We start from the raw sequence: 25,541 nt of genomic DNA, 5'->3' as shown, positions 1-25,541 counted from the left end.
GCGGGACCTCGGCCAGTACCACCGGTCGAGCCTTGCCGACGGCAGCGGTCCGGCCGGAGTGTTCCGGTCGGCTGGGAGGTGCAGACGGCGATGGAGTTCCGGTCGCTCCCCGTCTCCGGGTCGCCGGCAGCGCCCGGCACCCGGACGCCCCGCCGTACGCCGGGCGACGAACCGGCGCTGGTCGAGTCCCCACCCGACGAACCGCTCGCCGTGATCACGGTCGGGCCGTCCGGCGAGGACCGCCGGGCCGTACTCGCCGGACTGCTCGGCACCGCCGCGCCACCGCTGCGAGTGCCGGCGGGCAGCTTCCTGGTGGTCGACTACGCGCCGTCCGTCGGCGGCGCCGCCTACGTGCCCGGGCTGCGCTCCTCCCGGGAGTACCGGCCGGAGCCGGTCGGTGCCGGCCCGGCCCTGGCCCGCCCGCCGCGCCGGGTCGAGCTGACCGTGCCCGACCCGCTGCTGCGGCACTTCACCCTGGTCGACGCGCCGGATACCGGCACGCTCGGTGTGGCCGGCATCCGGGTGGTCCGCGACGCCGTGCGCCGGGGCGGCGCGCTGCTCTACGTACTCCCCGACGACCAGCCGGTCGCCGGCGCCGAGCTGGACCTGCTGGCCGAGGTGGCGGAGGAGGCCGCGGTCTTCCTGGTCGGCACCCCGGGCGCCGCCGACCGCTGGGCCGCCGCCGGGTGCGGCCCGGCCGACGGCATCGGGCGCACACCGGCGTACTCCACCGGTTCCGCAGCCGCCATCGTCAGCGGGTTCGCGGCGCCCGGCCAGGACGACGAGGAACCGGCACCTGACGGGTCGTCGGCAGGCTGGCTGGAGGCGCGCCGGACCACTCTGGTCGCCGCGGTGCCCGCGCTCGCCGGAGTGGACTGGATCGACCTCGATCCGGCCGCCGCCGACACCGCCTACCTGCGCCGGGCCCTGATCGACTGGGCCAGTGCCGAGGGGCTGCGCCGGGCCAGCCTCACCCCGCCGGTCGCGCCCGGGTCCACCCGGACGGTTCCGGTCGCGCCGGCCGCCCGGACCTCCGACTGGGCCGACCGGTTGGAGCGGCGGTCCCGGGGCCTCGCCCACCAGCTCCGCCGGGACATCGCCCTGGAGATCGCCGCCATCCATCTGCGCTGCGTGCGCGAGGTGGTCGGCGGTGCCGGCGTACCGGGACTGCCCGGGCTGCTCGACCGGGAGGTCGAGGCGCTGTCGCTGGAGGTGGTGGCGGCCTGCGACGCGGGTGTGGACAAGATGCTGGGCGAGTCGCTCGCCCTGGTCTTCGGCGCGGTGCCGGACGAGGGCGTACGGCTGCGTGCCGCCGCCGCGGTCGGCTGGGGACTCGCCGCCGCCCGGGCCGCCCGGGACTTCGACCGGGTACTGCTGATCCGGGAGACCGGCGAGGTCGAGACCGTACTCGGGCTGGGTGCGGTCGGCGCGCTCGCGGCCTATCCCGGCGGTACCGGCGGGGTCATCCTGCCGCCGCTCGGGGTCGGCCTCTCCGGCGGCTGCTACCAGTACTGGCGCAACCCGTTCCGGGCCGACCCGATCCAGGCCCGGTCCTGGCTCGGCCGGGCGCTGCGGGAGACCGAGCTGGAGCTGTGCCGCGAGGTGTCCCGGCGGTTCGAGGCGGTCGCCGACTCGCTCACCGACGTGCTGGCCGAGGCGATCCGGCACGGTCGTCTGCTCGCCTGAACGAGCCCGGTTCGGGCCCGGGCGGCGTTCCGGTTCCTCGCTACGCCGTCGACGGTGGCACGATGGGGGGCATGGCGGCTCCACAGGTTGCACCGGTCGACGCGCCGGACACCGAAGACGTGCCGGTCGCCGACCGGGCATGGGTGACGATCGTCTGGGACGACCCGGTCAACCTGATGTCGTACGTGACCTGGGTGTTCCAGAAACTCTTCGGCTACAGCCACGAGAAGGCCGAGAAGCTGATGCTCGACGTGCACAACAAGGGCAAGGCGGTGGTGTCCAGCGGCGCCCGCGAGCGGATGGAGCACGACGCGTCCCAGCTGCACGCGTACGGGCTGTGGGCGACGGTGGACCGGGCGTGAGTACGTTTCGTCGACAGGGCGAGCACTGCGTCGCCACGTTCGCCGCCGACGAGGTGCGGGTGCTCCGCAAGGTCGCCTCCGAGGTGGTCGGCCTGCTCACCGATGGCTTCGACCACTCCGACCCGGTCGTCGGACGGCTCTTCCCGGACACCTATCCGGAGAGCCCGGGTGACTCGGCCGAGTTCAGGCAGTACACCGAGGGCGACCTGAAGACCGGCAAGATCGACCAGGCGGGCGCGGTACTCGCCGCGCTGCCCCCGGTGACCGGCGGCGAGGTACGCCTCGACGCCGAGGCAGCCGAGGCGTGGCTGCGGGCCCTCAACGACGCCCGGCTGGCCATGGGCGTACGCCTGGACATCTCCGCCGACACCGACCTCGGCGACGAACTGGACGACGCGGTGCTGCACGACCCGACCTCGACCCGGGTCTTCCAGCTCTCCATCTACGCCTACCTGGGCTATCTCCAGGAGTCGCTGCTCACCGCGCTGGTCGACGGCAAGCTCGCCGACTGACCGTCCAGGCCGGCGCCGCGCGTCGTGCGTTGGCGCGGCGCCGGTTCGTGCGGTTCGGGCCCGTCCGGGCGGTTCAGGCCCGGTCCAGGGCGGCAAGCTCGTCCGGGTCGAGCTGGAGTTCGGTGGCGGCCACCGAGTCCCGGATGGTCTCCGGCCGGCTCGATCCGGGGATCGGGATCACCCGCGGCGACCTGGCCAGCAGCCAGGCCAGGCAGACCTGCTGCGGGCTGACGCCCCGGGCGGCGGCGACCTCGGCGAACGGCGCGAACCGGCTGCCCAGCTCGCCGGCCCGGGAGATCCCACCCAGCGGGGACCAGGGCAGGAAGGCCAGTCCCAGCTCGTCGCAGAGCGCCAGCTCCGGCTCCGAGCTGCGGAACGCCGGGGAGTACTGGTTCTGCACCGAGACCAGCCGGTCGCCGAGGATCTCCCGGGCCTGCCGGATCTGCTCCGGGTTGGCGTTGGAGATGCCGGCCATCCGGACCTTGCCGGCGTCGACCAGGTCCCGGATCGCGCCGATCGCATCGGCGTACGGGACCCGGGGGTCGGGGCGGTGGTGCTGGTAGAGCCCGATCGCCTCCACCCCGAGCCGCTTGAGGGACGCCTCGCAGGCGCTCCTGAGATATTCCGGTGAGCTGTTCACCGACCAGCTTCCGTCGCCGGGCCGCAGGTGCCCGCCCTTGGTGGCGACCAGTACCCCGGAGGTGTCCCCGCCGTAGCTGGCCAGCGCCCTCGCGATCAGCGACTCGTTGTGCCCCACCTCGTCGGCGTGCAGGTGGTAGGCGTCGGCGGTGTCGATCAGGGTGACGCCGGCATCCAGCGCGGCGTGGATGGTACGGATCGAGCGTTCCTCGTCCGGCCGTCCCTCGATCGACATCGGCATGCCGCCGAGACCGATGGCGCTCACCTCGGTGTTCCCGATGCGGCGTGAGTTCATCGCACTACCTCCTCCACTCGGACACCCGGCCGGCGGCCCGGCGCGACCGGGCCTTCCCGTCGCACTCTTTCTGTCACAGGCTGGCACCGCCCGCCACGTGGGATCACGTGAGGTCGGCCACTCCCGTCGGCCGAGCTCGACCGCTCCCGACCGGCCCGACAGGCGGTAGGCTGGGCCTGTGCTGAGCATCGACCGGTCGATAGTCGAGGCGATCGTCGCGCACGCCCGCCGGGACCACCCCGACGAGGCGTGCGGCGTGGTCGCCGGCCCGGCCGGCGCCGACACCCCGACCCGGCACATCCCGATGGTGAACGCCGCACGGTCCATGACGTTCTACGAGTTCGACTCGATGGAGCAGTTGCGGGTCTGGCGGGAGATGGACGATCGCGACGAGGAGCCGGTGGTCATCTACCACTCGCACACCGCGACCGAGGCCTATCCGTCCCGCACCGACATCTCCTTCGCCGGAGAGCCGGGCGCGCACTATCTGCTGGTCTCCACCCGTGATCCGGAGACCGAGGAGATCCGTTCGTTCCGGATCGTGGACGGGGTGGTGACCGAGGAGCCGGTCAGGGTCGTCGACGCCACGGTGGACCCGAACGCCGTGCAGTCGTACATGTTCGGGCAGAGCCCGGCGACGGTCGACTACGAGTGTTCCGGCCGCTGACTTCCGCAGCTCAGCAGCCGTTTTCGTAGTCCGTTCCCCCACTCCGTCGTTCCAAGGAGCACATCAGTCATGGCCATCGAGGTTCGCATCCCCACCATCCTGCGCAGCTACACCGGCGGCGCCAAGGTCGTCGAGGGGTCCGGCGACTCCATCAACGAACTCCTGTCCGACCTGGACGGTAAATACGCCGGTCTGCGTGGCCGGCTGGTCACCGAGCAGGGGGCGCTGCACCGCTTCGTCAACGTCTACGTCAACGACGAGGACGTCCGGTTCCTCGGCGCGCTGGACGCCAAGCTCTCCGACGGGGACACCGTCACCATCCTGCCGGCCGTGGCCGGCGGCGCGTTCGGCTTCGCCGCAGCCGCGGCGATCATCGGGCACAGTGCGGCGGCAGCCGCGAACATCGGGCCCGGCACGTCAGTGCCGGCCGCGTCCGCCGCTCGCTGAGGAGGCCGCCATGACGCGGTACGAGAGCCTGCTCGACGCGTGCGGCGGTACTCCGCTGGTGGGGTTGCCCCGCCTGTCGCCGACGGTGCCCGACGGGGCACCGCCGGTGCGGCTCTGGGCGAAGCTGGAGGACCGGAACCCGACCGGCAGCATCAAGGACCGGCCGGCGATGTTCATGGTCCGCGAGGCCGAGCGGGCCGGCCGGCTCCGGCCGGGTGACACGATCCTTGAGCCGACCAGCGGAAACACCGGGATCTCGCTGGCCATGGTGGCGAAGCTCCGGGGCTACCGGCTGGTCTGCGTGATGCCGGAGAACGTCTCGGCGGAGCGGGTCCAACTGCTCCGGATGTACGGCGCCGAGATCATCTTCTCGCCGGCCGCCGGCGGCTCCAACCAGGCGGTGGCGACCGCCAAGCAGATCGCCGCCGAGCACCCCGACTGGGTGATGCTCTACCAGTACGGCAATCCGGGCAACGCGCAGGCGCACTACGAGACCACCGGTCCGGAGCTGCTGCACGACCTGCCCACGATCACGCACTTCGTCGCCGGGCTGGGCACCACCGGCACCCTGATGGGGACCGGGCGCTACCTGCGGGAGAAGGTCGACGAGATCGAGATCGTCGCCGCCGAGCCCCGGTACGGCGAACTGGTCTACGGGCTGCGCAACATCGACGAGGGCTACGTCCCGGAGCTGTACGACGCCCGCGTGCTGACCCGGCGCTTCTCGGTCGGTACCCGGGACGCGGTGCTGCGTACCCGGCAGCTCGTCGAGGTGGAGGGGATCTTCGCCGGGTTCTCCACCGGGGCGATCCTGCACGCCGCGCTTGCCGTGGCGCACGAGGCGGTCAAGGCCGGCCGCCGGGCCGACGTCGCGTTCGTGGTCGCCGACGGCGGCTGGAAATACCTGTCGACCGGCGCCTACGGCGGCACCCTCGCCGACGCCGAGGACGCGCTGGACGGCCAGCTCTGGGCCTGACCGGCGAACCCGTCCGGCCGGGCGCGGTGCACCGAACCGACCCGGCCGGCGGGGTTCCGGCCCGCTGTCGTACCCCGGTGGTCTGATCTTCCCGACCGCGACCACGACGGTGGCGGGAACCACCGGGGAGGTCTTCGATGGGCGTGCTGTACGACTACTTCCGCGCGCGGGACGCGGACGCCGTGCTGGCGCTGATGACGGCGACCGGGGGACACGCGCTGGACCCGGCGGCCCATCCCGAGACCGGCGTGCTGGACCTCAAGGGCATCGAGCCGACGGTGACCCTCGGCCGGCTGGTCGGATTCGTCCTCGGCAAGCAGTGGAGGACGGACCTGGTGCCGACCGACCTGGTCTGGCCGCCCCCGGACCAGATCGACCAGCGAGAATACGAGGGCCCGTGGGTGTTCACCGTGGGGGAGCGGGCCCGGGACGCACTGGCCGGCGTGACCGACGACCAGGTGCCGGGACTGGCCGCCCGGTGGGCCGCCATCGAGGAGTTCGCCTGGCACCCGCCCGAACCGCAACTGCTGGCCTCTACCCTCGCCGAACTGGTCGCACTGGCTCGGGCGGCGCGGGCCGCCGGGGACAATCTGTACTGCTGGTGCTGCCTGTAGGCGACGGTGACCGAGGGTGCCCTCGGCGGGGTCGGAGGCGGATACCGACATGCCCGTCGAAGGTGACGGAACGTAATGGTCGGGCCGTTTGCGGCGTCTAACCCGTACCGGGCCGGGTCGCCCAGACCGGATGTCACGTTGACGACAACTGTACCCAGATCTTTCTTGTGCCCAGGTGTCGCGGCGTAGGCTGCGCACCGTGACAGACCTTCCGGCGTTGATCGTTCGCGCATTGGTCGGCGGGCTGTCCGTGACCATCAGTAATGGCGGGGCGACTTGATGCGACTGACCATCCTCGGCTGTGCGGGCAGTTTCCCGGGCCCCGAAGCGGCCTGTTCGGCCTATCTGGTCGAGGCCGACGGCTTCCGGCTGCTGCTCGACTTCGGCTCGGGCTCGCTCTCCGCGTTACAACGTTATGTCGGGCTGAAGGCGGTCGACGCGATCCTGCTGACCCACCTGCACGGCGACCACATCCTCGACGCGGTCCCGTACATCGTGGTCCGGCGGTACGCCCCGGACGGCCCCTACCCGCCGCTGCCGGTGTACGCCCCGAGCGGCGCGCCGGACCGGCTCGCCAACGCGTACAGCCTGGACGAGGGCCTGCTCGACGACGTCTACACCTTCTACGGCCTGCAACCCGGGACGTTCCCCATCGGGCCGTTCGCGGTGACCGTCGACCGGGTCAACCATCCGGTGGAAACCTACGGGGTGCGGCTGGAGCACGGCGGCCGGTCGCTCTGCTACTCCTCGGACACCGCCCCCTGCGAGTCGCTGCTCCGCCTGGCCCACCGCGCCGACCTGTTCCTCTGCGAGGCAAGTTATCTGGACGGGGTGGAGAACCCGCCCGACCTGCATCTGACCGGGCGCGAGGCGGGCGAGGCCGCCGCCAAGGCGGAGGTGGGCAAGCTGCTGTTGACCCACCTGGTCGCCGCCTGGGGCAGCGAAGCGGTGACCCACGAGGCGGCGCTCTCCGCCTTTGCCGGCCCGGTCGAGATCGTCCGGCCCGGCGCCCGGTACGAGGTGTAGCCCCGAGATCTGCCCGCCGCCGGACCCACCCGCCCGGCCCCGACCCGGCACGTGGGCGCCGGGGGCACCCTCGGGCGGCGCGATCGGGCGAGCACATAGGCTGCGGGGATGGCGCGACCTGACGGGCGGCGGCCCGACCAACTCCGACCGGTGACCCTGACCCGACGCTGGAGCATCCATCCCGAGGGGTCCGTACTCGTCGAGTTCGGCGACACCCGGGTGCTCTGCACGGCGAGTGTCACCGAGGGGGTGCCGCGCTGGCGCAAGGGTTCCGGCCTGGGCTGGGTCACCGCGGAATACTCGATGCTGCCCCGCTCCACCACCACCCGCTCGGACCGGGAGAGCGTCCGGGGCAAGATCGGCGGCCGTACCCACGAGATCTCCCGGCTGGTCGGCCGGAGCCTGCGGGCCTGCATCGACCTGAAGGCGCTCGGCGAGAACTCGATCGTGCTGGACTGCGACGTGTTGCAGGCCGACGGCGGCACCCGGACCGCCGCGATCACCGGGGCGTACGTCGCGCTGCACGACGCGGTGAACTGGCTGGCCGAGCGGAAGGCGTTGGCCGGCAAGCCGGCGAAGGTGATGCACCGGTCGGTGGCGGCGGTCAGCGTCGGCGTGGTGGAGGGCGAGCCGCGACTCGACCTGAACTACCTTGAGGACGTGGCGGCCGAGGTGGACATGAACGTGGTATGCACCGGCACCGGGGACTTCGTCGAGGTGCAGGGGACCGGCGAGGCCGGCGTCTTCGCCCGCGAGCAACTCGACGCGCTGCTCGACCTCGGTGTGCTCGGCTGCGCCGAGTTGACCGACGCCCAGCGGAAGGCGCTGGCCGAATGACCAAGGTGCTGCTGGCGACCCGGAACGCCAAGAAGCTGACCGAACTCCAGCGGATCCTCGACCACGCCCTCGGCCCGCAGCGCATCCAGCTCGTCGGGCTGGCCGACGTCGCGCAGTACCAGGAGGTTCCGGAGACCGGACTGACCTTCGGGGAGAACGCCCTGCTCAAGGCGCGCGAAGGCGTCAAGTGGAGCAACCTGCCGACGATCGCCGACGACTCCGGGCTGGCGGTGGACGCCCTGAACGGCATGCCCGGGGTGTTCAGCGCCCGCTGGTCCGGCAGGCATGGCGACGACCGGGCCAACCTGGAGCTGGTACTCGCGCAGATCTCGGACGTACCGGACGAGCACCGGGGCGCCGCCTTCGTCTGCGCGGCGGCCCTGGTGCTGCCCGGCGGCAAGGAGCACCTGGTCGACGGCCGGCAGACCGGACGGCTGCTGCGGGCGCCCCGTGGCGAGGGCGGCTTCGGCTACGACCCGATCTTCCTCGCCGACGGGCAGGACCGGACGAACGCCGAACTCTCCCCGGAGCAGAAGGACGCGATCAGCCACCGGGGCAAGGCACTGCGGGCGTTGGCGAAGGTGATCGCCAAGGTACTGCCGGAGCCGGGCCGCCCGTAGCGGGCGGCCCCGCACCCGAACCGGGCAGCCGGCGATCGCCATCCCGTGCCGGTCGGAACAGGTCGGTCAGGCCGGTCCGGGGCTTCCGGGCAGCCGGTGCCCCAGCACGGTCAGCTCGGCCAGCAGGGTGACCAGCAGGACCAGGTTCGCCACGACCATGATCCCGAGCGGCGGGAGCAGCGGCATCGCGGGGCCGAGCGCGGCGAGTGCGAGGATCGCGACCAGGCGGGGCCGGAAGAGCCGGCCGGTCACCACGTAGTCGAACAGGCAGGTGCCGAGCAGGAAGAGCGCCGGGCCGCCGAGCAGGGTGACTATCCAGGCCACCGGCGCCGGGCCGAGCGGACGGCCGAGCACCAGGGTGGTGCCGGCGGACACCACCACGGTGCCGGCCACCATCACCAGGTGGGTGTACGAGGTCGAGGTGCCCGGCCGGACCCGCTCCACCGACGACACGTTCCGGGGGGACAGCAGTTGCTCTATGCGGTGGAAGTAGAGCAGGAACAGCAGTACGGCGTTGCCGAAGGCCACCGCGCAGACGGCGAGCCGAATCTCCCCGGTGCGGTCGAAGGCGAGACCGGCGCCGGCGGTCAGGATCAGCTCGCCGAGCGCGATGAGGAAGATCTCCCGATGCCGCTCGGCCAGGTGGTTGCCGGTGAAGATCTGGCTGGCCAGCTCGGTGCGGCCGAGTCGCGGGGTGGGCCAGCCGATCCGGGCCGATCCGAGGTCCACCGCGACCGCCGCCGCCCAGAGCACCAATCGGGTCGTACCCTCGGCGAACACGCCGCCGACCCACAGCCCGGCGGTGACGACGAACCAGAAGAAGACCCGGACGCTGCGGGCCTGGATCGCCCGGTGCACCCGGGTACCCGGAATCAGCACCGCGCCCCGGGCCAGGTGGATGCCGAAGTACGCAGCGACGAAGACGAAGCCCAGCTCGTCGAAGGCCCTCGGTACGGTGACCGCCATCACCAGGGTGCCGAACATGACGACGAGCACCAGGGCCTGGATCACCGGTAGCCGGGGATTGAACAGGTCGGTGAGCCACGCGGTCAAGACCCAGACCCACCACGCCGCGAGCAGCAGCACGGCCATCTGCGCCGCGGTGCGGACGCTGGGATCCTCGGCCAGCCCCTGCGAGAGCCGGGAGAGCATGAACACGTAGACCAGGTCGAAGAAGAGTTCCAGGAAGGTCGGGTACTCGGGCTCGTCGCGCCGGCGGAGGATCCTCGGCAATTCGCTGGTCGTCACGGGTTCTGGCCTCCTGCCGACCTTCCCGAGGCATCCGTTCGCCCGCGGCGGGGCCGGACTCCCGACGCCCCTAAACCTACAAAACCGGGCGTTAGCAGAGAGCGAAACCTCTAGTCTCGGGGCGGTGACGTGCCGGGTCGGGCGCTGTCGGGACGGGGCGGGCGCGCGCCGGGAGGGAAACGGGCTGACCGATGGCGATGCGCGGTGAGGCCGGTGAACCCGCCCCCGCCTCGGCCCGGCCCGATCCGACCCGTCCGACGTACCTGGAGCTCTTCTTCGACCTGGCGTACATCTTCGCGCTGATCGTCGTCACCGAGGAGTTGCTCAACGACCTGAGCTGGGGCGGTACCGGTCGGGCCGTGGTGCTGTTCCTGGCGTTCACGCTGATCTGGGCGCTCGCCACCTGGGCCGGTGACCTGCTGGACCTGACCCGGCCGACGGTGGTGCCGCAGGTCGTCGGCGTGATGGCGGGCAGCCTGCTGCTGGCCGGTACGGTGCCGGAGGCGTACCAGGAGGGTGGGCTGCTGTTCGCCGTCACCTACCTGGCGATCCACTTCGGCAGCGGGCTCTACTACACCCTGGTCCCGTCGGGCGCGGCACGCACCCGCACCCACCGGACGATGCTCTGGGAGGCGGTCGCCGCCGTACCGTGGATCATCGGCGGGCTCCAGGCGAACGCCGGGACCCGGGCGACGCTCTGGGCGGTGGCGCTCGCGGTCGAATACCTCGGCGTCGTGCTCGGCTGGCCCACCCCCTGGGCGTGGCGCCGGCCGCCCCGGGAACCCCGGCGCGTCGGGGAGCGGGTCGCCGAGCGCTACCGGCAGTTCGTGATCGTCGCGCTCGGGGCGTCGCTCTTCCTGGTCGGCAGCGAGTTCAGCGAGGGCCGCTACACCCGGGACCGGGCGGTGGCCCTGGTGGTGGTCTTCACGACCACGGTGCTGATCTGGCGCATCTACATCTACCGGGCCGGGCAGTTGATGACCGGCACCATCGCCAGGGCCGCCAACCCGGCCCGGCTCAGCGAGATCACCGCCTTCGTCCACCTGGTCATGGTGGCCGGCATCGTCGGCACCTCGGTCGCCAGTCAACTCGTCATCCGCCAGCCGTTCGGTGACACGCCGCCGGCCCTGGCGGCGGTCATTCTGGGCGGCCCGGCACTCTTCCTGGTCGGCCGGGCGCTGCTCGACTACACCGTCTTCGCCCACGTGAACCGGGCCCGGTTGGTCGGGCTGCTCCTGCTGGCCGGTCTGGCGGCGGCGACACCCCTGCTGCCACCGGTCATGGTCGGGCTCACCGTGGTAGGTGTGCTGGCCGGCATCGCGACGTCGAACCTGATCCAGACCCTGACCAATCCGCCGAGGCCGGCGACCCGGTAACCGCCGCCGGGCCGGGGTGCCCCGACGGCGGGACACCCCGGACGGTACGCGCCGATGCTCGGCTCAGCTGATGTACCAGGAGGAGGCGTGGTCGTTCCAGCCGAAGCCGCCGAGGTTCGGCGTGTAGTGGTTGACGGTGAACGACGGACCGGTGAAGCGACCGTGCTGGTAGATCCGTACCGAGCACCTGGTGCTGGCGGTGCTGCGATCGGTCTTCACCGAGGTGAGCTTGTCGTTCCAGCCCGCCGGCACGACCGGGACCGAGATCTCCCGGTCGGCCATCGTGGCGGTGCAGGCCCGGGACTTGTAGTAGCGCAGCGTCCCGCCCTGATAGCCGGCGTCCTTCCACAGTTGCGCCACGAGATAGCTGGCCCGGCTCCCCACGTCCCTCCTGGCCTGCTCCGGCGTGGCGGCACAGGCCAGCTCCGCGGTGTCCGCGTTGTACGCGCAGTGCGGCGCGGCCGCGCCGTCCGGCCCGGCGGCGTACGCGGTGGAGGTGCCGAGGACGGTCGAGGCGACGGCGAGGGTGAGCATCGTGCCGACGGTGGCGGTGAAACGTATTCTCATTCTCTTTCCCGCTTTCTTCCGAGGCCATTTCCGATTGATGTTCATTGGTCATCGGAATCCGGCAGCGCCAATCTCTCGCTGTCGGATCGACGTCCCTTGTGCTTCGAGGCTCGGCCGCCGTCCCGTTGTACGGTAGGGTCTGACGTAGGCTGACAACGCTTCTGACAAGGTGGGGGTCTGGATGCGTGCCAGCGACGATCCGGATCGGGACCGCATTTCCGCCGGACCACCCGACCCGGTCACCGAATTCGCCGACGCATTACGCCGACTGCGCGCCGGGGCGGGAAACCCGTCGTTTCGGCGAATGGCCGCGATGTCCCGGTCGATCTCGCACACCACGCTGCACGAGGCGGCCTCCGGAACGCGATTCCCGTCCTGGGAGACCACTCGGGAATTCGTCCGGGCGTGCCACGGCGACGAGACGGCGTGGCGGGCCAGCTGGGAGTCGGCCCGCCCCGCCGCCGACTCCACCCCACCGGCCACCGGAGAATCCGGATCGGTGAACCTTTTTCAACCTCCCCTTGCGGTCCGGCGGACCGCAAGGTCGGACGCGGTGCGTGAGCGCCGCGCGGTCCAGGTGGAAAAAGGTTCAGTGCCGATGACCCGCGAATCCCCGGTGGTGGCGGCGTGGGGTCGTCGTCTTGGCCGGGGGTGGGGCCGGCCCGGTTCGGCCCGGCTCGGCGGGGCGGTCGCGCTGGGGGCGCTGGCCCTGGCGGGCACGCTGCTGGCGGTGGCCCTGCTCGTCGCCGCCCGGCCCGACCCCGAGCGGTCCGGCGCCCCGACCGGCGTCGCGTCGGCGGGCACCGGCACCACCGCCCCGGCCGGGGTGCCGACCGGACCGCTGATCGACGGCGACCGGAGCCGGTTCATCACCGACGTCACCATCCCGGACGGCACCCGGGTACGGGTCGGCGAGAACTTCGTGAAGGTCTGGGAGATCCAGAACGCCGGTACGGTGTCCTGGCGCAACCGCTATCTCCAGCGGGAGGACGTGCCGGCCCAGCCGGGGAGCTGCCGGACCCCGGAGCGGATCCCGATCGGCGACACGCTGCCCAACGAGCGGGTGTGGATCACCGTCGCCGTGACCGCGCCGTCCGCGCCGACCACCTGCATGGTTCGCTGGAAGATGGTCGACGCACTCGGCCGGCAGCTCTTTCCCACCGCCCGACCGTTGTTCTTCCTGGTCCACGTCGACGCCACGACCGGCACTCCGAGCCCGCTCTGAGCCGGAAGGCCGGTCGACCGGCCGACGGGTCAGCGGCTCCGGACCGGAGCCGGTCGTCGGGTCAGCGGCTCCGGATCAAAGCCGGTCGGCGGGTCATCGGGTCAGCGGCTCCGGACCGAAGCCGGTCGGCGGGTCAGCGGTCAGCGGCTCCAGGCGGGGTCGCGGCCGACGACTCCGAGGATCCGGTCCAGGGTCGGCGCCGTGGCCGGGACCGCGACCTCGGGCCCGTAGACACCCATCTGCCGGCCCTGCTCGGCGGTCTTCGCCACCTCGTCGTGCACGTAGCCGAGCAGGTCGTCGTCCCAACTCGGGCGCTGCCCGGTCGCCTTCGCCAGGTCCCAGGCGTGCACCACCAGCTCGGTCACGATCATCCCGCCGACCAGCGCGGCCGGTAGCTCCGTCGGGCCGCCCATGTGGGTGGTGCCGTCCCAGGCGGCCGGCTCGGCCCAGGTGCCGGCGATCCGCTCCACCAGCGCCGCCAGGTCGGCGGTCCAGTCGTCCCCGGTCAGGTCCAGCTCCGTCTCGCTGCCGGCCGGCGGCGGTACGGTCTCCTTCCGCCCGGCACCCTCCAGCGACGGACCCCAGAACAGCAGGTGGTTGACCAGCTTCCGGACGTCGTACTCGGCGCACGGGGTGGGGTTGTCGAGCTGGTCGGGTTCGATGTCGCGGATGATCTCGATCAGCGGTGCGGCCGCCCTGGCCACGAATGGTGCGTCAGGCATGTCGGCAAGCACACCACGAGGTGTGGCGGTCGTCTTGAACGAACGCGACATACCCTGGCGGGAGTGCGGAGGGACGTACGCGAACTCGGCGGGGCGTGGACCAGATACCAACGGCACGCCTTCGCGACCCCGTCGCCGGACCTCGCCCCGTACGTCGAGCGCTACTGGATCGTCTCCTGGGAGTACCCCGAGCCGTACCGGCAGTTGATCGTGCCGTACCCGAACGTGCACCTGACGTTCCGCGGCGGTCGCGGGATCGTGACCGGCGTCAGCAGCGGGCACCAGGTCAGGGTGCTGACCGGCGTCGACGGGGTCTTCGGGGTGGCGTTCCGGCCGGGCTGCTTCCGGCCCTTCCTGGGCGCGCCGGTCTCGACGATCACCGACCGGTCGATCGACGCGGCGGAGGTCTTTCCGGGCGACCTGCCCGATCCGCTCGACGTGCCGAACGTGGAGGAATTTCTGCGGCGCCGCCGGCCCGAGCCCGATCCCCGGGCGGCGGAGGTCGCGGAGATCGTCGCCACGATCGCCGCCACTGGCCGGATCAACCGGGTGGACGCGCTCGCCGAGCACCTCGGGACCGGCGTTCGGGCGGTGCAGCGGCTCTTCGCCGAGTACGTCGGGATCGGGCCGAAGTGGGTGATCCGGCGCTACCGGCTGCGCGAGGTGACCGAGCGGCTGGCCCGGGGCGAACCGGTCGACTGGGCCGCGCTCGCCGCCGAACTCGGCTACGCCGACCAGGCGCACTTCACCCGCGACTTCCGGAAGATGTTCGGCGAGTCGCCCACCCACTACGCCGCCCGCTACTGACATCCACCCCGCCAAGATCTTGACGACTTGTTGCGGTTGGAGCGACAAAAAGTCGTCAAGATCTAACGGATTCGGCCGCCCGGTGGCGGCGGACGGCGTCGCGGTTGGCGCAGCGGGGCGAGCAGTACCGCTGTTGGCCGCCCCGAGAGGTGTCGACGTAGATGGTCCGGCAGCCGTCGGCGGCACAGCGGCCGAGCCGGGACATTCCCCGCCCGGCGAGGTGTAGCGCGGTACCGACGCTGACCAGGGCCCGCAGCACCGCACCGAGCGGTACGCCCTCGTCCCGGTAGTGCAGGTGCCATCCGGTACCGCCGTGGTCGGTGAGCCGGGGGTACGCCGACGCCGCCGCCAGCAGCCGGTTGACCAGGGCGGCCCGCTGGGCCGGCTCGGTGGCGTCGACGATCTCGGACCACTGGTCGACCAGCTCCAGGGCCACGGTCAGGTCCTGCTCGCCGACGGGCATGTCCAGCACCAGCCCGGCGGCGCCGCACCGGCGTACCAGGTCGGGCAGGGAGCGGGGCGGGTCGTTGGCCAGGTCGGCGATCAGTCGTACGGCGTCCTGCCCGTAAGGGTTGAGATGCACAATGCCATTACAGCAGGCTCGGACCATGAACGACGAGAACGGGCACCTCTGGCGGACCCGGTCACGCCACCGGACCAGTGACGGGATCGTGAGCTACCAGTCGTGCCACTGCGGGATGTGGCGGCTGCTGGCCGGGACGGCACGACCGTCGGCGGTGCCGACCGGGGTCGCCCGAGCGCCGGTCAGCACGTTCGCGGCGGGCGGCCCGGGCTGGTTCAGCCGGCGGCGTTGGCGCAGGTGACGTACCAGGTGAAACGCCGCAGGGTGGTTCCGCCGGCCCGCGACCGGACCGGACGAACCACCCCGGGTGTTCGCGCTGCGCTCAGCTTCCGTTCGAGGCCGCCGCGACGACGGCGATGAGGACGAACCAGAGCACGGTGAGTGCGGTGAAGACGATGCCCAGCCAGAAGCCCGCCTTGGCGAGCCCGCTGCCCTGCTCGCCGGTCTGCTGGATCTGCCGCTTGGCGACGACGCCGAAGACGATGCCCAGTGGCGCGAAGACGAAGGCGAAGACCAGGGAGAGGATCGCCATCACGTTGGTGCCGCGAACCGACCCACCTGCCTGCCCGGCCGCCCCGCCGGTGCTCTGCGATGCCATTTGTCCTCCTCGGTGTGGGTGTCCACAGGGGAGTTACCCAGACGGCTCAGCCCCGTAACGCTCCGAGCGGAAGTCGAGCCGTAGCGACCACTGGGGAGTAGACCGCCTTGAGGTGGCCCGCCAGCGGTAGCCGGCGAGCACCTACCGGACAGCTCCGCCGTCAGCCTTCGTCCGGCCCGTCGACCGGGGCGAAGCTGAGCCCGTCCGCCGGGTCGACCTCGACCACCTCGCCGTTCCGCACCACGTACGCGACGTTGTGCCGGGTCCTGGCATGGTATTCCGTCCACTGGGCGTCGCCCCACTCGCCGGGATCCGCCGCGTCGATCTCGTCGTAGTCGGGCGGTGCCGCGTAGTGGACCGCGTAGACGACGTTGTCCCGCACCTCCAGCCGCCACCGGTCGTCCGGCTCGTCGCCCTGGGCCTCGATCACACCGTTGACCACATGGTCGAAGGTGAACTCCGCGAATTCGTCGGCGTAGACCCGCTCCGGAAGCGGCGCGGCGAGTTCCCCGGCGAGCGTGGCGCCGGGCTTGAGGAAGGTGTCGACCAGGTACGCCATCCAGCGCTCGGCGTCGTAGAACTTCTCCTCCTCGTCCCAGCCGAGGGTGCAGCCGTCCTCGGACGGCACCCACTGGCACCAGAGGCCGGGCTGCCCGGGCGGTGGCTCGCTGCCGCCGTCGAGTACGTCCGGCTCGATGTCCTGCCCTGCGTAGCCGCCGCCGTCGACGAAGTACGGTCCCTTGGTCCGGTGCATGTGCCGGACCTCGGCGAACCGGGTCAGGTAACGGACCTCGGCCGGGTTGAGTGGTGGGGAGATGCTGACCCGGCCGGTGAACCATGTCTCGTAACCCATGCCGGATGTTCTACCCCAGGGGGCCGACCTCCGCCTCGATCGCGGCCCGCAACTCCGGCCCGGCGATCACCGCCCGGGCCGCCTCCATCACCGGGGCGAGGAAGATGTCCGGCCCCGGCTCGCCGACTGCCTCCCGCAGCGCCGCCAGCGCTGCCCGACCGGCCGGGGACGGCGTCAGCGGGGCCCGCAACTGCAGGCCGCGTACCCCGGCGATCAGTTCCACCGCGAGCAGGCTGGTCAGGTTCTCCAGCACCGTACGCAGCTTCTTGGCCGCCGCCCAGCCCATCGAGACGTGGTCCTCCTGCATGCCGCTGGTCGGCAGCGAGTCGACCGAGGCGGGTGCGGCGAGCCGCCGGTTCTCCGCGACGATGCCGGCGGCGGTGTACTGGGCGATCATCAGCCCGGAGTTGACCCCGGCGTCGGGGGAGAGGAACGCCGGCAGCTCCCGGGACCGGGTGACGTCGAGCAGCCGGTCCACCCGTCGTTCGGCGATCGCCCCGACCTCGGCGGCGGCGATGGCCAGGAAGTCGGCGGCGAAGCCGAGCGGGGCGCCGTGGAAGTTGCCGGTCGACTCGACCCGGCCGTCCGGGAGTACCACCGGGTTGTCCACCACCGAGCGCAGTTCCCGGCCGGCGACCTGGTCGACGAAGGTGAGGGTGTCCCGGGCCGCCCCGGCGACCTGTGGGGCGCAGCGCATCGAGTACGCGTCCTGCACGGCGTGCGACAGGTCGTCCCGGTGCGAGTCCATGATGGACGAACTCTGGAGCAGCCGGTGGATGTTGGCCGCCGACACCGCCTGCCCGGGATGCGGGCGGATCGCGTGCAGTTCCGGCAGGAACGGCCGGTCCGAGCCGAGCATCGCCTCGATGGCCAGTGCCGCCGTCACGTCGGCCATCGTGAGGAGGTGGCGTGCGTCGGCGACCGCCAGCAACAGCATTCCGAGCATCCCGTCGGTGCCGTTGACCAGCGCCAGCCCCTCCTTGGCGGCCAGTGTCACCGGGCGCAGCCCGGCCGCGCGCAGCGCCGCCGGGGCGTCCTGCCGGCTGCCGTCCGGGCCGAGCACCCAGCCCTCGCCGAGCAGCACCAGCGCGCAGTGCGCCAGCGGGGCCAGGTCGCCGGAGGCACCGAGCGAGCCGTGTTCCGGCACCCACGGGGTGATGTCGGCGTTGAGCAGGTCGGCCAGCGCCCGGGCCAGCTCGGGGCGTACCCCGGAGTGGCCGAGGGCGAGGGAGCGGATCCGCAGCAGCATCATCGCCCGGACCACCTCGCGGGGCATCGGGGCGCCCACCCCGGCGGCGTGCGAGCGGATCAGCGCGTGCTGCAACTCGGCCCGACGCTCCGGGGCGACGAAGGTGGTGGCCAGCGCGCCGAACCCGGTCGAGACGCCGTACACCGGGCGGCCGGTCTGCTCGATCCGGTCCACGATCGCCCGGCTGGCCGCCATGGCGTCCAGGGTGGACGGATCGAGGACGACGGTGGCGGTGCCCCGGGCCACCGCCAGCACGTCGGCCGGGGAGATCCCGGTGGGCTGGACGGTGACGACGGGTCGGGTCACGGTTGACATTGCGGTACTCCGTTGTGCAGGACCTGGCTGATCAGTGGAACACCGGGCCGGTAGGCCAGGTGCAGATAGGAGGGCGCGTCGAGGATGCTCAGGTCGGCCGGTACCCCCGGACGGAGCACTCCGGCGTCCGCGCGGCGCAGCGCCCGCGCGCCACCGGCGGTGGCCGCCCAGACCGCCTCCGCCGGGGTCATGCCCATCTCCCGGACCGCGAGCGCGATGCAGAACGGCATCGACGAGGTGTACGACGACCCGGGGTTGCAGTCCGTGGCCAGCGCCACCGTCACCCCCGCGTCGAGCAGCCGCCGCGCGTGCGGGTACGGCGACCGGGTGGAGAACTCCGCGCCGGGCAGCAACGTCGCCACCGTCTCCGACATCGCCAGCACGTCCACGTCCACATCGGACAGGTGCGTGCAGTGGTCGACGCTGGCCGCGCCCAGCTCCACCCCGAGCTGCACCCCCGGCCCGGGACCGAGCTGGTTGGCGTGCACCCGCACCCCGAGCCCGGCGGCCTGCCCGACGGTGAGGATCGCCCGGGCGTGGTCGGCGTCGAAGGCGCCCCGTTCGCAGAAGACGTCGATCCACTTCGCGTACGGCAGCGCGGCCCGGAGCATCGGCCCGCAGACCAGTCCGACGTAGTCGTCCGGCCGGTCGGCGTACTCCGGCGGCACGACGTGGGCGCCGAGGAACGTCGTCTCGGCGGTGAACTCGGCGGCGATCCGCAGCGAGCGGGCCTCGTCGGCGACGCTGAGCCCGTACCCACTCTTGATCTCGATCGTGGTGGTGCCCTGCCGGACCGCCTCGGCGCGCAGCCGCCCGACGGTGCCGCGGAGCCGGTCGTCGTCGGCGGCCCGGGTGGCAGCGACGGTGGTCCGGATGCCGCCCCCGGTGTACGGCTCGCCGGCCATCCGGGCGGCGAACTCGGCGGCCCGGTCCCCGGCGAAGACCAGGTGGGCGTGGCTGTCCACGAACCCGGGCAGCACCGCGGCGCCGTCGGCGTCGATCCGCCGGTCGGCGGCCGGGGCGTACCGGGCCGGGCCGATCCAGGCGACCTCGCCCTCCTCGACCAGCAGCGCCGCCTTGCGGCGGATGCCGAGCGGCCCGCCCTCGCCGATCCCGGTGTTGGTGACCAGCTCGCCGATGTTGTCGATCAGCAGGTTCACGGGGCCACCGTCCCGATCAGCAGGTTCACAGGGCCACCGTCCCGATCAGCAGGTTCACGGGGCCACCGTCCCGATCAGCAGGTTCATCGCGTCACCGCCGCGATCGCCGCCGCCAGCTCGGCCGGGACGTCGACCGTCGCATGCCGCCCGTCCCGGACCACGGGCCGGCCGTCGGTCAGCACGTCGGTCACGTCGACCGCGCCGGCCGCGAAGAAGATCCCGACCGGCGGCACCCCGGCGGTCCGGGCGGTGTCCAGCCGCACGGTGACCAGGTCGGCCCGGCCGCCGGGCGCCAGAGCGCCGGCGTCCGGCCAGCCCAGCGCGGCGTGCCCCCCGGTCGCGGCGTGCAGCAGCTCGGCCGGGGTGACGTGGCCCCGGGTCAGGGTGGCCAGCCGCAGGTTCAGCTCCACCGCCCGGGCCTCCTCGAAGAGGTCGACCACCGCGTGGCTGTCGCTGCCGAGGCTGATCGGGCTGCCCTCGTCGGCCAGCTCCCGGATCGGCCCCACCCCGTCGGCCAGGTCCCGTTCGGTGGTCGGGCAGACGCAGATCCCGGTGCCGCTGCGGCCGAGCACCCGGACGTCCGGGCCGGTCAGGTGGGTGGCGTGCACCGCCGTGGTGGCCGGGCCGAGCACGCCGGCCTCGGCCAGCAGCGCGGTCGGGCTCTGCCCGTGGTACGCCAGGCACGCCTCGTTCTCGGCCGGCTGCTCGGAGAGGTGCAGGTGCAGCGGGGCGGCCCGGTCGGCGGCCCAGCTGGCCACCTCGGCGAACTGGTCGGCGGGTACCGCCCGGACCGAGTGGATCGCCGCACCGACCCGGGCGTGCCCGCCGGCCGGGGTGAAGGCGGCGGCCCGCTCGGCCCAGCGCACCGCGTCGCCGTCACCGAACCGCAGTTGCGGCCCGGCCAACGGCTTACCGTCCACGCTGGCGGTCAGATAGCAGGTGTCCAGCAGGGTGAGCCGGACACCGGCCTGGGCGGCGGCTTCGACCAGCGCCGCGCTCATCGCGTTCGGGTCGGCGTACGGGGCGCCGCCCGGAGCGTGGTGCAGGTAGTGGAACTCGCCGACGCAGGTGATGCCGGCGAGCGCCATCTCGGCGTACGCCGCCCGGGCCAGCGCGAGGTAACGCTCCGGGTCGAGGCGGTCGGCGACCGCGTACATCTGGCTGCGCCAGGCCCAGAAGTCGCCCCGGCCGCCGTGGGTGCGCCCGCGCAGCGCCCGGTGGAAGGCGTGCGAGTGCGCGTTGGCCAGCCCCGGCAGGGTCAGCCCGGGCAGCCGCCGGGCGTCCGGCGGCGGCACCGGCACCCCGGCGGTGACCCTGCCGAACCGGCCGTCGACCACCTCGATCAGCACGTCGGAGTCGGGCTCGGGGCGGTCCGGCAGCCAGGCGTACTCGGCGTGGTAGCGCGCCGGCTCGGTGGCGGTCATCCGGCGGCCAGGTGGGCGAGCAGGTCGGCCAGCCGGCGTACGCCCTCGGCACAGTCGTCGTCGCCGGCCGCCTCGGCCGGGGAGTGCGACACCCCGGTCGGGTTCCGCACGAAGAGCATCGCGGTCGGCACGTGCTCGGCCAGGATCCCGGCGTCGTGCCCGGCGGCGGTCGGCAGCACCGGTACGCCCTCGGCGAGCACCTCGCGGAACGCCTTGACCAGTCCGCCGTCGAACTCGACCAGTGGGCTGAGCGACTCGCGGGTGACGGTCAGTGTCGTACCGTCCCGGGTGGCCCGGTCGGCGGCCTTGGCCCGTACCCCCTCGACCAGCGCCTCCAGGGTGCCAGCGTCGGCGGCCCGGGCGTCCAGCCAGCCGCGGACCCGGGCCGGGATCGCGTTGGTGGCGTTCGGTTCCACCTCGACCCGGCCGATCGTGGCGTGCGCACCGCGCAGTCGGGCCTCCTTGTTGGCCGCCAGCACGGTGAAGGCGTAGGTCAGCATCGGGTCACGCCGGTCGGCCATCCGGGTGGTGCCGGCGTGGTTGGCCTCGCCGGTGAAGTCCAGCCGCCAGCGGCCGTGCGGCCAGATGCCGCTGGCCACCCCGACCGGCGCGCCGAGGTCGACCAGCGCCCGGCCCTGCTCGACGTGCAGCTCGACGAAGGCGCCGATCCCGTCCAGCAGCTCCGGTCGGGCCCCCGCCGGCCGACCGCCCATCGCCTCGGCCAGGGTGACGCCGTCCCGGTCGGTCAGCGCCGCCGCCCGGTCCGGATCGAGCGCCCCGGTCAGCAGCCGGGAGCCGAGGCACGGTACGCCGAACCGCGAGCCCTCCTCCTCGGCGAACGCCACCACCCCGACCGGGCGGCGGAACTCCCGCCCCTCCGCCCGGAGCGCCCGTACCGCCAGCAGGGCGCTGACGATGCCGAGCGGGCCGTCGTAGCCGCCGCCGTGCGGTACCGAGTCGAAGTGGCTGCCGAGCAGCACGGCGTCGCCCTGCTCGGGCGGCGGGCCGTACCAGGCGATCAGGTTGCCGTTGCCGTCCGGCACCACGGTGTGCGCCCCGTCGGCCTCGGCGACGCCGCGGAACCACCGCTCCAACTCCCGTACCGGCTCGGTGAAGCCGTACCGGAGGTAGCCGCCGGTGCCCGGGTCACGGCCGATCGGGGCGATCTCCGCCCAGAGCCGGGGAAACCAGGTGTGCACCGGGATCGGGTTCGACGTCAACGCCCGCCTACCCTTCGGCCATCGGGATACGCAGGTTGCCCCGGGCGGCGGCCGCGACGGCCTCCGGATAGCCGGCGTCGACGTGCCGGAGTACGCCGGTCGCCGGGTCGTTGCTGAGCACCCGCTCGATCTTCTGCCCGGCCAGCGGGCTGCCGTCGGCGACGCAGACCTGGCCGGCATGGATGGAACGGCCGATGCCGACCCCGCCGCCGTGGTGGATGCTCACCCAGGAGGCGCCGCTGGCGGTGTTGACCAGCGCGTTCAGCAGCGGCCAGTCGGCGATCGCGTCGGAGCCGTCCGCCATCGCCTCGGTCTCCCGGTACGGCGAGGCGACCGACCCGGCGTCCAGGTGGTCCCGGCCGATCACCACCGGGGCGGTCAGCTCGCCGCTGGCGACCATCTCGTTGAACCGGACCCCGGCCCGGTCCCGCTCGCCGTGGCCGAGCCAGCAGATCCGGGCCGGCAGGCCCTGGAAGGCGACCCGCTCGCCGGCTAGCCGGATCCACCGGGCCAGCGACTCGTTCTCCGGGAACAGCTCCAGCACCGCCCGGTCGGTGGCGGCGATGTCGGCCGGGTCACCGCTGAGCGCCGCCCAGCGGAACGGTCCCTTGCCCTCGCTGAACAGCGGCCGGATGTACGCCGGCACGAAGCCGGGGAACGCGAACGCCCGGTCGTACCCGCCGAGCTGCGCCTCGCCCCGGATCGAGTTGCCGTAGTCGAAGACCTCGGCACCGCCGTCGGAGAAGCCGACCATCGCGGCGACGTGCGTGACCATGGCGGCCCGGGCCCGCTCGGTGTACTCGGCCGGCTTCACCCGGGCCAGCTCGGCGGCGTCGGCCAGCTCCAGCCCCTCCGGGACGTACGACAGCGGGTCGTGCGCGCTGGTCTGGTCGGTGACGACGTCGATCTCCACGCCTCGGCGGAGCAGTTCGGGGAAGACGGTCGCGGCGTTGCCGACCACCCCGACCGAGAGCGCCCGGCGCTCCCGCTTGGCGGCGAGGACCTGCGCGACCGCCTCGTCGAGCGAGTCGGCCACGATGTCCAGATAGCGGGTGGCGACCCGGCGGGCCAGCCGCTGTGGGTCGACGTCGACGATCAGGCAGGCGCCGCCGTTCATGGTCACCGCGAGCGGCTGCGCCCCGCCCATCCCGCCGCAGCCGGCGGTCAGGGTCAGGGTGCCGGCCAGCGAGCCACCGAACCGTTTGGCGGCCACGGCGGCGAAGGTCTCGTAGGTGCCCTGCAGGATGCCCTGGGTGCCGATGTAGATCCACGAGCCGGCGGTCATCTGGCCGTACATGGTCAGGCCGAGCTGTTCGAGGCGGCGGAACTCCGGCCAGGTGGCCCAGTCGCCGACCAGGTTCGAGTTGGCGATCAGCACTCGGGGCGCCCACTCGTGGGTCCGCAGCACCCCGACCGGCCGCCCCGACTGCACCAGCATCGTCTCGTCGTCGGCGAGCGAGCCGAGCGTCCGGACCAGTGCGTGGTACGACGGCCAGTCCCGGGCCGCCCGGCCGGTCCCGCCGTACACGACCAGGTCGTCGGGGCGCTCGGCCACCTCCGGGTCGAGGTTGTTCATCAGCATCCGCAGCGCCGCCTCCTGCGGCCACCCGGCGGCGGTCCGGGTGGTGCCGCGGGCGGCGCGGATCGGCTCGGGCATGTCAACTCCTCCTGCAGTGGAACGGTTCGATGGTGGTGTGCGGTGCGGGGCGGTGCTGCGGGATCGGCGACTGCCGGTGTTATCCGACGAACAACTGGCGGCGGGCGGCCGACTGCTCGAACTCCTCCAGCCGGCGCTGGGCGTCGGCCGGTGCGGCGTCGCAGACGGCCTGGAGCAGCACCATCGACAGCGCCATCGGCGCGGTGTGCAGGTCGAAGACGAGCTGGGCGCCGACCGCGGCCGGCAGCACGATGTCGGCGTACTCGGCGGCCGGGCTGACCGCCGAGTCGGTGATCACCACCACCGACATCCCGGCCGCGCGGGCTTCCCGGAGCGCGTCCAGCGACTCCCGGGGATAGCGGGGCAGCACGATGCCGAGCAGCGCGCTCGCCCCGGCCGCCCCGGCCTGCTCCAGCCGGTCGGTCAGCAGCGTCCCGCCGGAGTCGAGGACCCGTACGTCCGGATGCACCTTCGCCGCGAAGTACGCGAAGTAGCCGGCCAGCGGGGCGGCGGCGCGCAACCCGAGTACGACCAGCGGGCGGCTGCCGGCCAGCAGCGTGCCGGCGGCGGTCACCCCGTCCCGGTCGGCGAGCTGCTCGGCGAGCCGGTCCAGGTTGTCGGCCTCGGCGCGGATCGCCCGCTGCATCTCGTTGCCGGCCGGCATCCCGAGGTCGGGCCGGCCGTAGCCGGCGGCGGCGATCTCCCGGAGTCGGCGGCGCAGCGCCGGATAACCGTCGTAACCGAGGGCCATGGCGAACCGGGTCACCGAGGGCTGGCTGACCTTGGCCAGTTCGGCGACCTCGGCCGCGGAGAGGTACGCGGCGGAGGCGGCGTGCTGGACCAGGCTGTGCGCGATCCGTCGCTGGGTCGGCGTCAGCCGGATGCCCTGGAACAGGTCGAGCACGCGGTCCATCGGCGGCGCCGCGATGACAGCGCTGTCATTCACAAGAAGACTGTATGCATGAAATAATTCAGAGGGCAATGGGGACCCGGGAACGTGACAAAACCTCGGGATGGGTGGGGTGATCTCCGGCGTGCGATCGCCCGCACCCGCCTCGCCCCCGTTGCCGCCTTCCCCAAGCGGTTCATGCGGGTGGCCCGGCACGACGCCCGGGTGATCACTCTCTCGGCCAAGTGGCTGCTCACCTCCCGCGAGCACCACAACTACACCTACGACCTGACCACGCTCAGCCGGGAGCACCTCGCCTGGTTCGTCAGCCTGACCTGTGACGTACCGGTCAAACAGGTGCGGGCGTACCTCACCGAGATCGAGCAGGACGAGCCGCTGCGGCGGCACATCGAGCAGTCCACCGCCGCCTCCTACCGGCGCGGGCTGGCCGACCGGCGCGTCCGGTACGCCCGCCGGATCGGCTGGTACGCGATCGTCCGGGCCATCCGGCCGAGGCACGTCGTGGAGACCGGGGTCGACAAGGGGCTCGGCACCTGCGTACTCGCCTCGGCCCTGCTGCGCAACGCGACCGACGGCGAGCCGGGCCGGGTCACCTCGCTGGACATCAACCCGGAGGCCGGTTACCTGGCCAAGGCCGAGCCCTGGGCCAGCGTGGTCGACCTGGTGATCGGGGACTCGCTCGCCTCGATCAAGGCGCTGGACCGCCCGGTCGACCTCTTCCTGCACGACAGCAACCACAGCACCGGGCACGAACGCCGGGAGTTCCAGGCCGTGTCCCCGAAGCTGGCTTCCGGGGCCCGGCTGCTCACCGACAACGTCACGGTGACCAACGTGCTCGCCGAGCACGCCGAGAAGACCGGCCGCCGCTTCCTCGCCTACCGGGAGACCCCGGCTCAGCACTGGTACCCGGGCGACGGGATCGGCATCGCCTGGTAGGCGTCCGGTT

Annotated in this window: 28 protein-coding genes; 15 read left to right on the top strand and 13 right to left on the bottom strand. The window is 72.7% G+C overall.

Annotated elements, in window-relative coordinates:
• The first annotated feature begins 90 nt into the window (after positions 1–90).
• From AAH979_RS18825 to AAH979_RS18815, 3 genes are all read left to right on the top strand, one after another.
• Complete coding sequence (locus tag AAH979_RS18825) at positions 91–1,686, top strand: hypothetical protein (RefSeq protein ID WP_346259423.1); 1,596 nt, start codon at positions 91–93, stop codon at positions 1,684–1,686.
• A gap of 71 nt (positions 1,687–1,757) precedes the next feature.
• Positions 1,758–2,048, top strand: coding sequence for an ATP-dependent Clp protease adapter ClpS (clpS, locus tag AAH979_RS18820; RefSeq protein ID WP_318401841.1), 291 nt, complete (start codon positions 1,758–1,760; stop codon positions 2,046–2,048).
• Complete coding sequence (locus tag AAH979_RS18815) at positions 2,024–2,560, top strand: DUF2017 domain-containing protein (RefSeq protein WP_346259422.1); 537 nt, start codon at positions 2,024–2,026, stop codon at positions 2,558–2,560. Before clpS ends, AAH979_RS18815 begins: the two co-directional genes overlap by 25 nt.
• Positions 2,561–2,633: 73 nt before the next feature.
• Here the strand turns inward: AAH979_RS18815 and AAH979_RS18810 are convergent, their stop codons facing one another.
• The gene (locus AAH979_RS18810) at positions 2,634–3,494 is read right to left on the bottom strand and encodes an aldo/keto reductase (protein ID WP_346259421.1); all 861 of its coding nucleotides are present in this window, start codon (positions 3,492–3,494) and stop codon (positions 2,634–2,636) included.
• Positions 3,495–3,672: 178 nt separating this feature from the next.
• Here AAH979_RS18810 and AAH979_RS18805 point away from each other — a divergent pair, with 178 nt between their 5' ends.
• From AAH979_RS18805 to rdgB, 7 genes are all read left to right on the top strand, one after another.
• Complete coding sequence (locus AAH979_RS18805) at positions 3,673–4,161, top strand: M67 family metallopeptidase (protein ID WP_101370024.1); 489 nt, start codon at positions 3,673–3,675, stop codon at positions 4,159–4,161.
• A 69-nt stretch (positions 4,162–4,230) separates the two neighbouring features.
• Complete coding sequence (locus AAH979_RS18800; RefSeq protein ID WP_346259420.1) at positions 4,231–4,608, top strand: MoaD/ThiS family protein; 378 nt, start codon at positions 4,231–4,233, stop codon at positions 4,606–4,608.
• Positions 4,609–4,618: 10 nt separating this feature from the next.
• Positions 4,619–5,584 (top strand): cysteine synthase, encoded by a 966-nt coding sequence (locus AAH979_RS18795; protein ID WP_346259419.1) that lies wholly within the window; start codon positions 4,619–4,621, stop codon positions 5,582–5,584.
• A 137-nt stretch (positions 5,585–5,721) separates the two neighbouring features.
• Positions 5,722–6,198, top strand: coding sequence for a hypothetical protein (locus AAH979_RS18790; protein ID WP_346259418.1), 477 nt, complete (start codon positions 5,722–5,724; stop codon positions 6,196–6,198).
• A 279-nt stretch (positions 6,199–6,477) separates the two neighbouring features.
• Positions 6,478–7,224, top strand: a complete 747-nt coding sequence (locus AAH979_RS18785) for an MBL fold metallo-hydrolase (RefSeq protein ID WP_346259417.1) — start codon at positions 6,478–6,480, stop codon at positions 7,222–7,224.
• A 108-nt stretch (positions 7,225–7,332) separates the two neighbouring features.
• Positions 7,333–8,061, top strand: coding sequence for a ribonuclease PH (gene rph, locus AAH979_RS18780; RefSeq protein ID WP_346259416.1), 729 nt, complete (start codon positions 7,333–7,335; stop codon positions 8,059–8,061).
• Complete coding sequence (rdgB, locus tag AAH979_RS18775; protein WP_346259415.1) at positions 8,058–8,681, top strand: RdgB/HAM1 family non-canonical purine NTP pyrophosphatase; 624 nt, start codon at positions 8,058–8,060, stop codon at positions 8,679–8,681. The genes rph and rdgB overlap by 4 nt, the downstream gene beginning before the upstream one ends.
• 66 nt (positions 8,682–8,747) lie before the next feature.
• On the opposite strand, the gene AAH979_RS18770 is transcribed toward rdgB, so the two are convergent.
• The gene (locus AAH979_RS18770; RefSeq protein WP_346259414.1) at positions 8,748–9,929 is read right to left on the bottom strand and encodes a low temperature requirement protein A; all 1,182 of its coding nucleotides are present in this window, start codon (positions 9,927–9,929) and stop codon (positions 8,748–8,750) included.
• Between the two features lie 191 nt (positions 9,930–10,120).
• Here AAH979_RS18770 and AAH979_RS18765 point away from each other — a divergent pair, with 191 nt between their 5' ends.
• On the top strand, positions 10,121–11,305 hold the full coding sequence (locus AAH979_RS18765) for a low temperature requirement protein A (RefSeq protein ID WP_346259413.1): 1,185 nt from the start codon (positions 10,121–10,123) through the stop codon (positions 11,303–11,305).
• A gap of 63 nt (positions 11,306–11,368) precedes the next feature.
• On the opposite strand, the gene AAH979_RS18760 is transcribed toward AAH979_RS18765, so the two are convergent.
• A complete protein-coding gene (locus tag AAH979_RS18760) occupies positions 11,369–11,872 on the bottom strand; it encodes a peptidase inhibitor family I36 protein (RefSeq protein ID WP_346259412.1) in 504 nt (167 codons plus the stop codon).
• A 181-nt stretch (positions 11,873–12,053) separates the two neighbouring features.
• Here AAH979_RS18760 and AAH979_RS18755 point away from each other — a divergent pair, with 181 nt between their 5' ends.
• The gene (locus tag AAH979_RS18755; protein ID WP_346259411.1) at positions 12,054–13,097 is read left to right on the top strand and encodes an NBR1-Ig-like domain-containing protein; all 1,044 of its coding nucleotides are present in this window, start codon (positions 12,054–12,056) and stop codon (positions 13,095–13,097) included.
• 140 nt (positions 13,098–13,237) lie between these two features.
• On the opposite strand, the gene AAH979_RS18750 is transcribed toward AAH979_RS18755, so the two are convergent.
• The gene (locus AAH979_RS18750; protein WP_346259410.1) at positions 13,238–13,819 is read right to left on the bottom strand and encodes a TIGR03086 family metal-binding protein; all 582 of its coding nucleotides are present in this window, start codon (positions 13,817–13,819) and stop codon (positions 13,238–13,240) included.
• A 63-nt stretch (positions 13,820–13,882) separates the two neighbouring features.
• On the opposite strand from AAH979_RS18750, the gene AAH979_RS18745 reads away from it, so the two are divergent.
• Positions 13,883–14,626 (top strand): helix-turn-helix domain-containing protein, encoded by a 744-nt coding sequence (locus AAH979_RS18745; RefSeq protein ID WP_346259409.1) that lies wholly within the window; start codon positions 13,883–13,885, stop codon positions 14,624–14,626.
• Positions 14,627–14,681: 55 nt separating this feature from the next.
• On the opposite strand, the gene AAH979_RS18740 is transcribed toward AAH979_RS18745, so the two are convergent.
• Positions 14,682–15,209, bottom strand: coding sequence for a CGNR zinc finger domain-containing protein (locus AAH979_RS18740; protein WP_346259408.1), 528 nt, complete (start codon positions 15,207–15,209; stop codon positions 14,682–14,684).
• A 25-nt stretch (positions 15,210–15,234) separates the two neighbouring features.
• Here AAH979_RS18740 and AAH979_RS18735 point away from each other — a divergent pair, with 25 nt between their 5' ends.
• Complete coding sequence (locus AAH979_RS18735) at positions 15,235–15,450, top strand: hypothetical protein (RefSeq protein ID WP_346259407.1); 216 nt, start codon at positions 15,235–15,237, stop codon at positions 15,448–15,450.
• Positions 15,451–15,531: 81 nt separating this feature from the next.
• On the opposite strand, the gene AAH979_RS18730 is transcribed toward AAH979_RS18735, so the two are convergent.
• From AAH979_RS18730 to AAH979_RS18695, 8 genes are all read right to left on the bottom strand, one after another.
• Positions 15,532–15,807 carry a DUF4190 domain-containing protein gene (locus tag AAH979_RS18730; RefSeq protein WP_346259406.1) on the bottom strand — a complete coding sequence of 92 codons (276 nt, stop codon included), beginning with the start codon at positions 15,805–15,807 and terminating at the stop codon, positions 15,532–15,534.
• Between the two features lie 160 nt (positions 15,808–15,967).
• Positions 15,968–16,660 (bottom strand): hypothetical protein, encoded by a 693-nt coding sequence (locus AAH979_RS18725; protein ID WP_346259405.1) that lies wholly within the window; start codon positions 16,658–16,660, stop codon positions 15,968–15,970.
• A gap of 10 nt (positions 16,661–16,670) precedes the next feature.
• Positions 16,671–18,224, bottom strand: coding sequence for a histidine ammonia-lyase (hutH, locus tag AAH979_RS18720; protein WP_346259404.1), 1,554 nt, complete (start codon positions 18,222–18,224; stop codon positions 16,671–16,673).
• A complete protein-coding gene (hutI, locus tag AAH979_RS18715) occupies positions 18,212–19,384 on the bottom strand; it encodes an imidazolonepropionase (protein WP_346259403.1) in 1,173 nt (390 codons plus the stop codon). Before hutI ends, hutH begins: the two co-directional genes overlap by 13 nt.
• A gap of 83 nt (positions 19,385–19,467) precedes the next feature.
• A complete protein-coding gene (locus AAH979_RS18710; protein ID WP_346259402.1) occupies positions 19,468–20,808 on the bottom strand; it encodes a formimidoylglutamate deiminase in 1,341 nt (446 codons plus the stop codon).
• Entirely contained in the window at positions 20,805–22,028 is a 1,224-nt protein-coding gene (locus tag AAH979_RS18705; RefSeq protein WP_346259401.1) for an allantoate amidohydrolase, read from the bottom strand. Before AAH979_RS18705 ends, AAH979_RS18710 begins: the two co-directional genes overlap by 4 nt.
• Positions 22,029–22,035: 7 nt before the next feature.
• Positions 22,036–23,685 carry a urocanate hydratase gene (hutU, locus tag AAH979_RS18700; protein WP_346259400.1) on the bottom strand — a complete coding sequence of 550 codons (1,650 nt, stop codon included), beginning with the start codon at positions 23,683–23,685 and terminating at the stop codon, positions 22,036–22,038.
• A gap of 79 nt (positions 23,686–23,764) precedes the next feature.
• Complete coding sequence (locus tag AAH979_RS18695) at positions 23,765–24,631, bottom strand: MurR/RpiR family transcriptional regulator (RefSeq protein WP_346259399.1); 867 nt, start codon at positions 24,629–24,631, stop codon at positions 23,765–23,767.
• A gap of 51 nt (positions 24,632–24,682) precedes the next feature.
• Between AAH979_RS18695 and AAH979_RS18690 the strand changes: the two genes are divergently transcribed.
• Positions 24,683–25,531, top strand: a complete 849-nt coding sequence (locus tag AAH979_RS18690; RefSeq protein ID WP_346259398.1) for a class I SAM-dependent methyltransferase — start codon at positions 24,683–24,685, stop codon at positions 25,529–25,531.
• The last annotated feature ends 10 nt before the right edge of the window (positions 25,532–25,541 follow it).

It is taken from the genome of Plantactinospora sp. ZYX-F-223 (assembly GCF_039649625.1).
Lineage (GTDB): Bacteria > Actinomycetota > Actinomycetes > Mycobacteriales > Micromonosporaceae > Plantactinospora.
The sequence above is the reverse complement of the archived record's forward strand: the minus strand, read 5'-3'. Positions and strand labels throughout refer to the sequence as shown.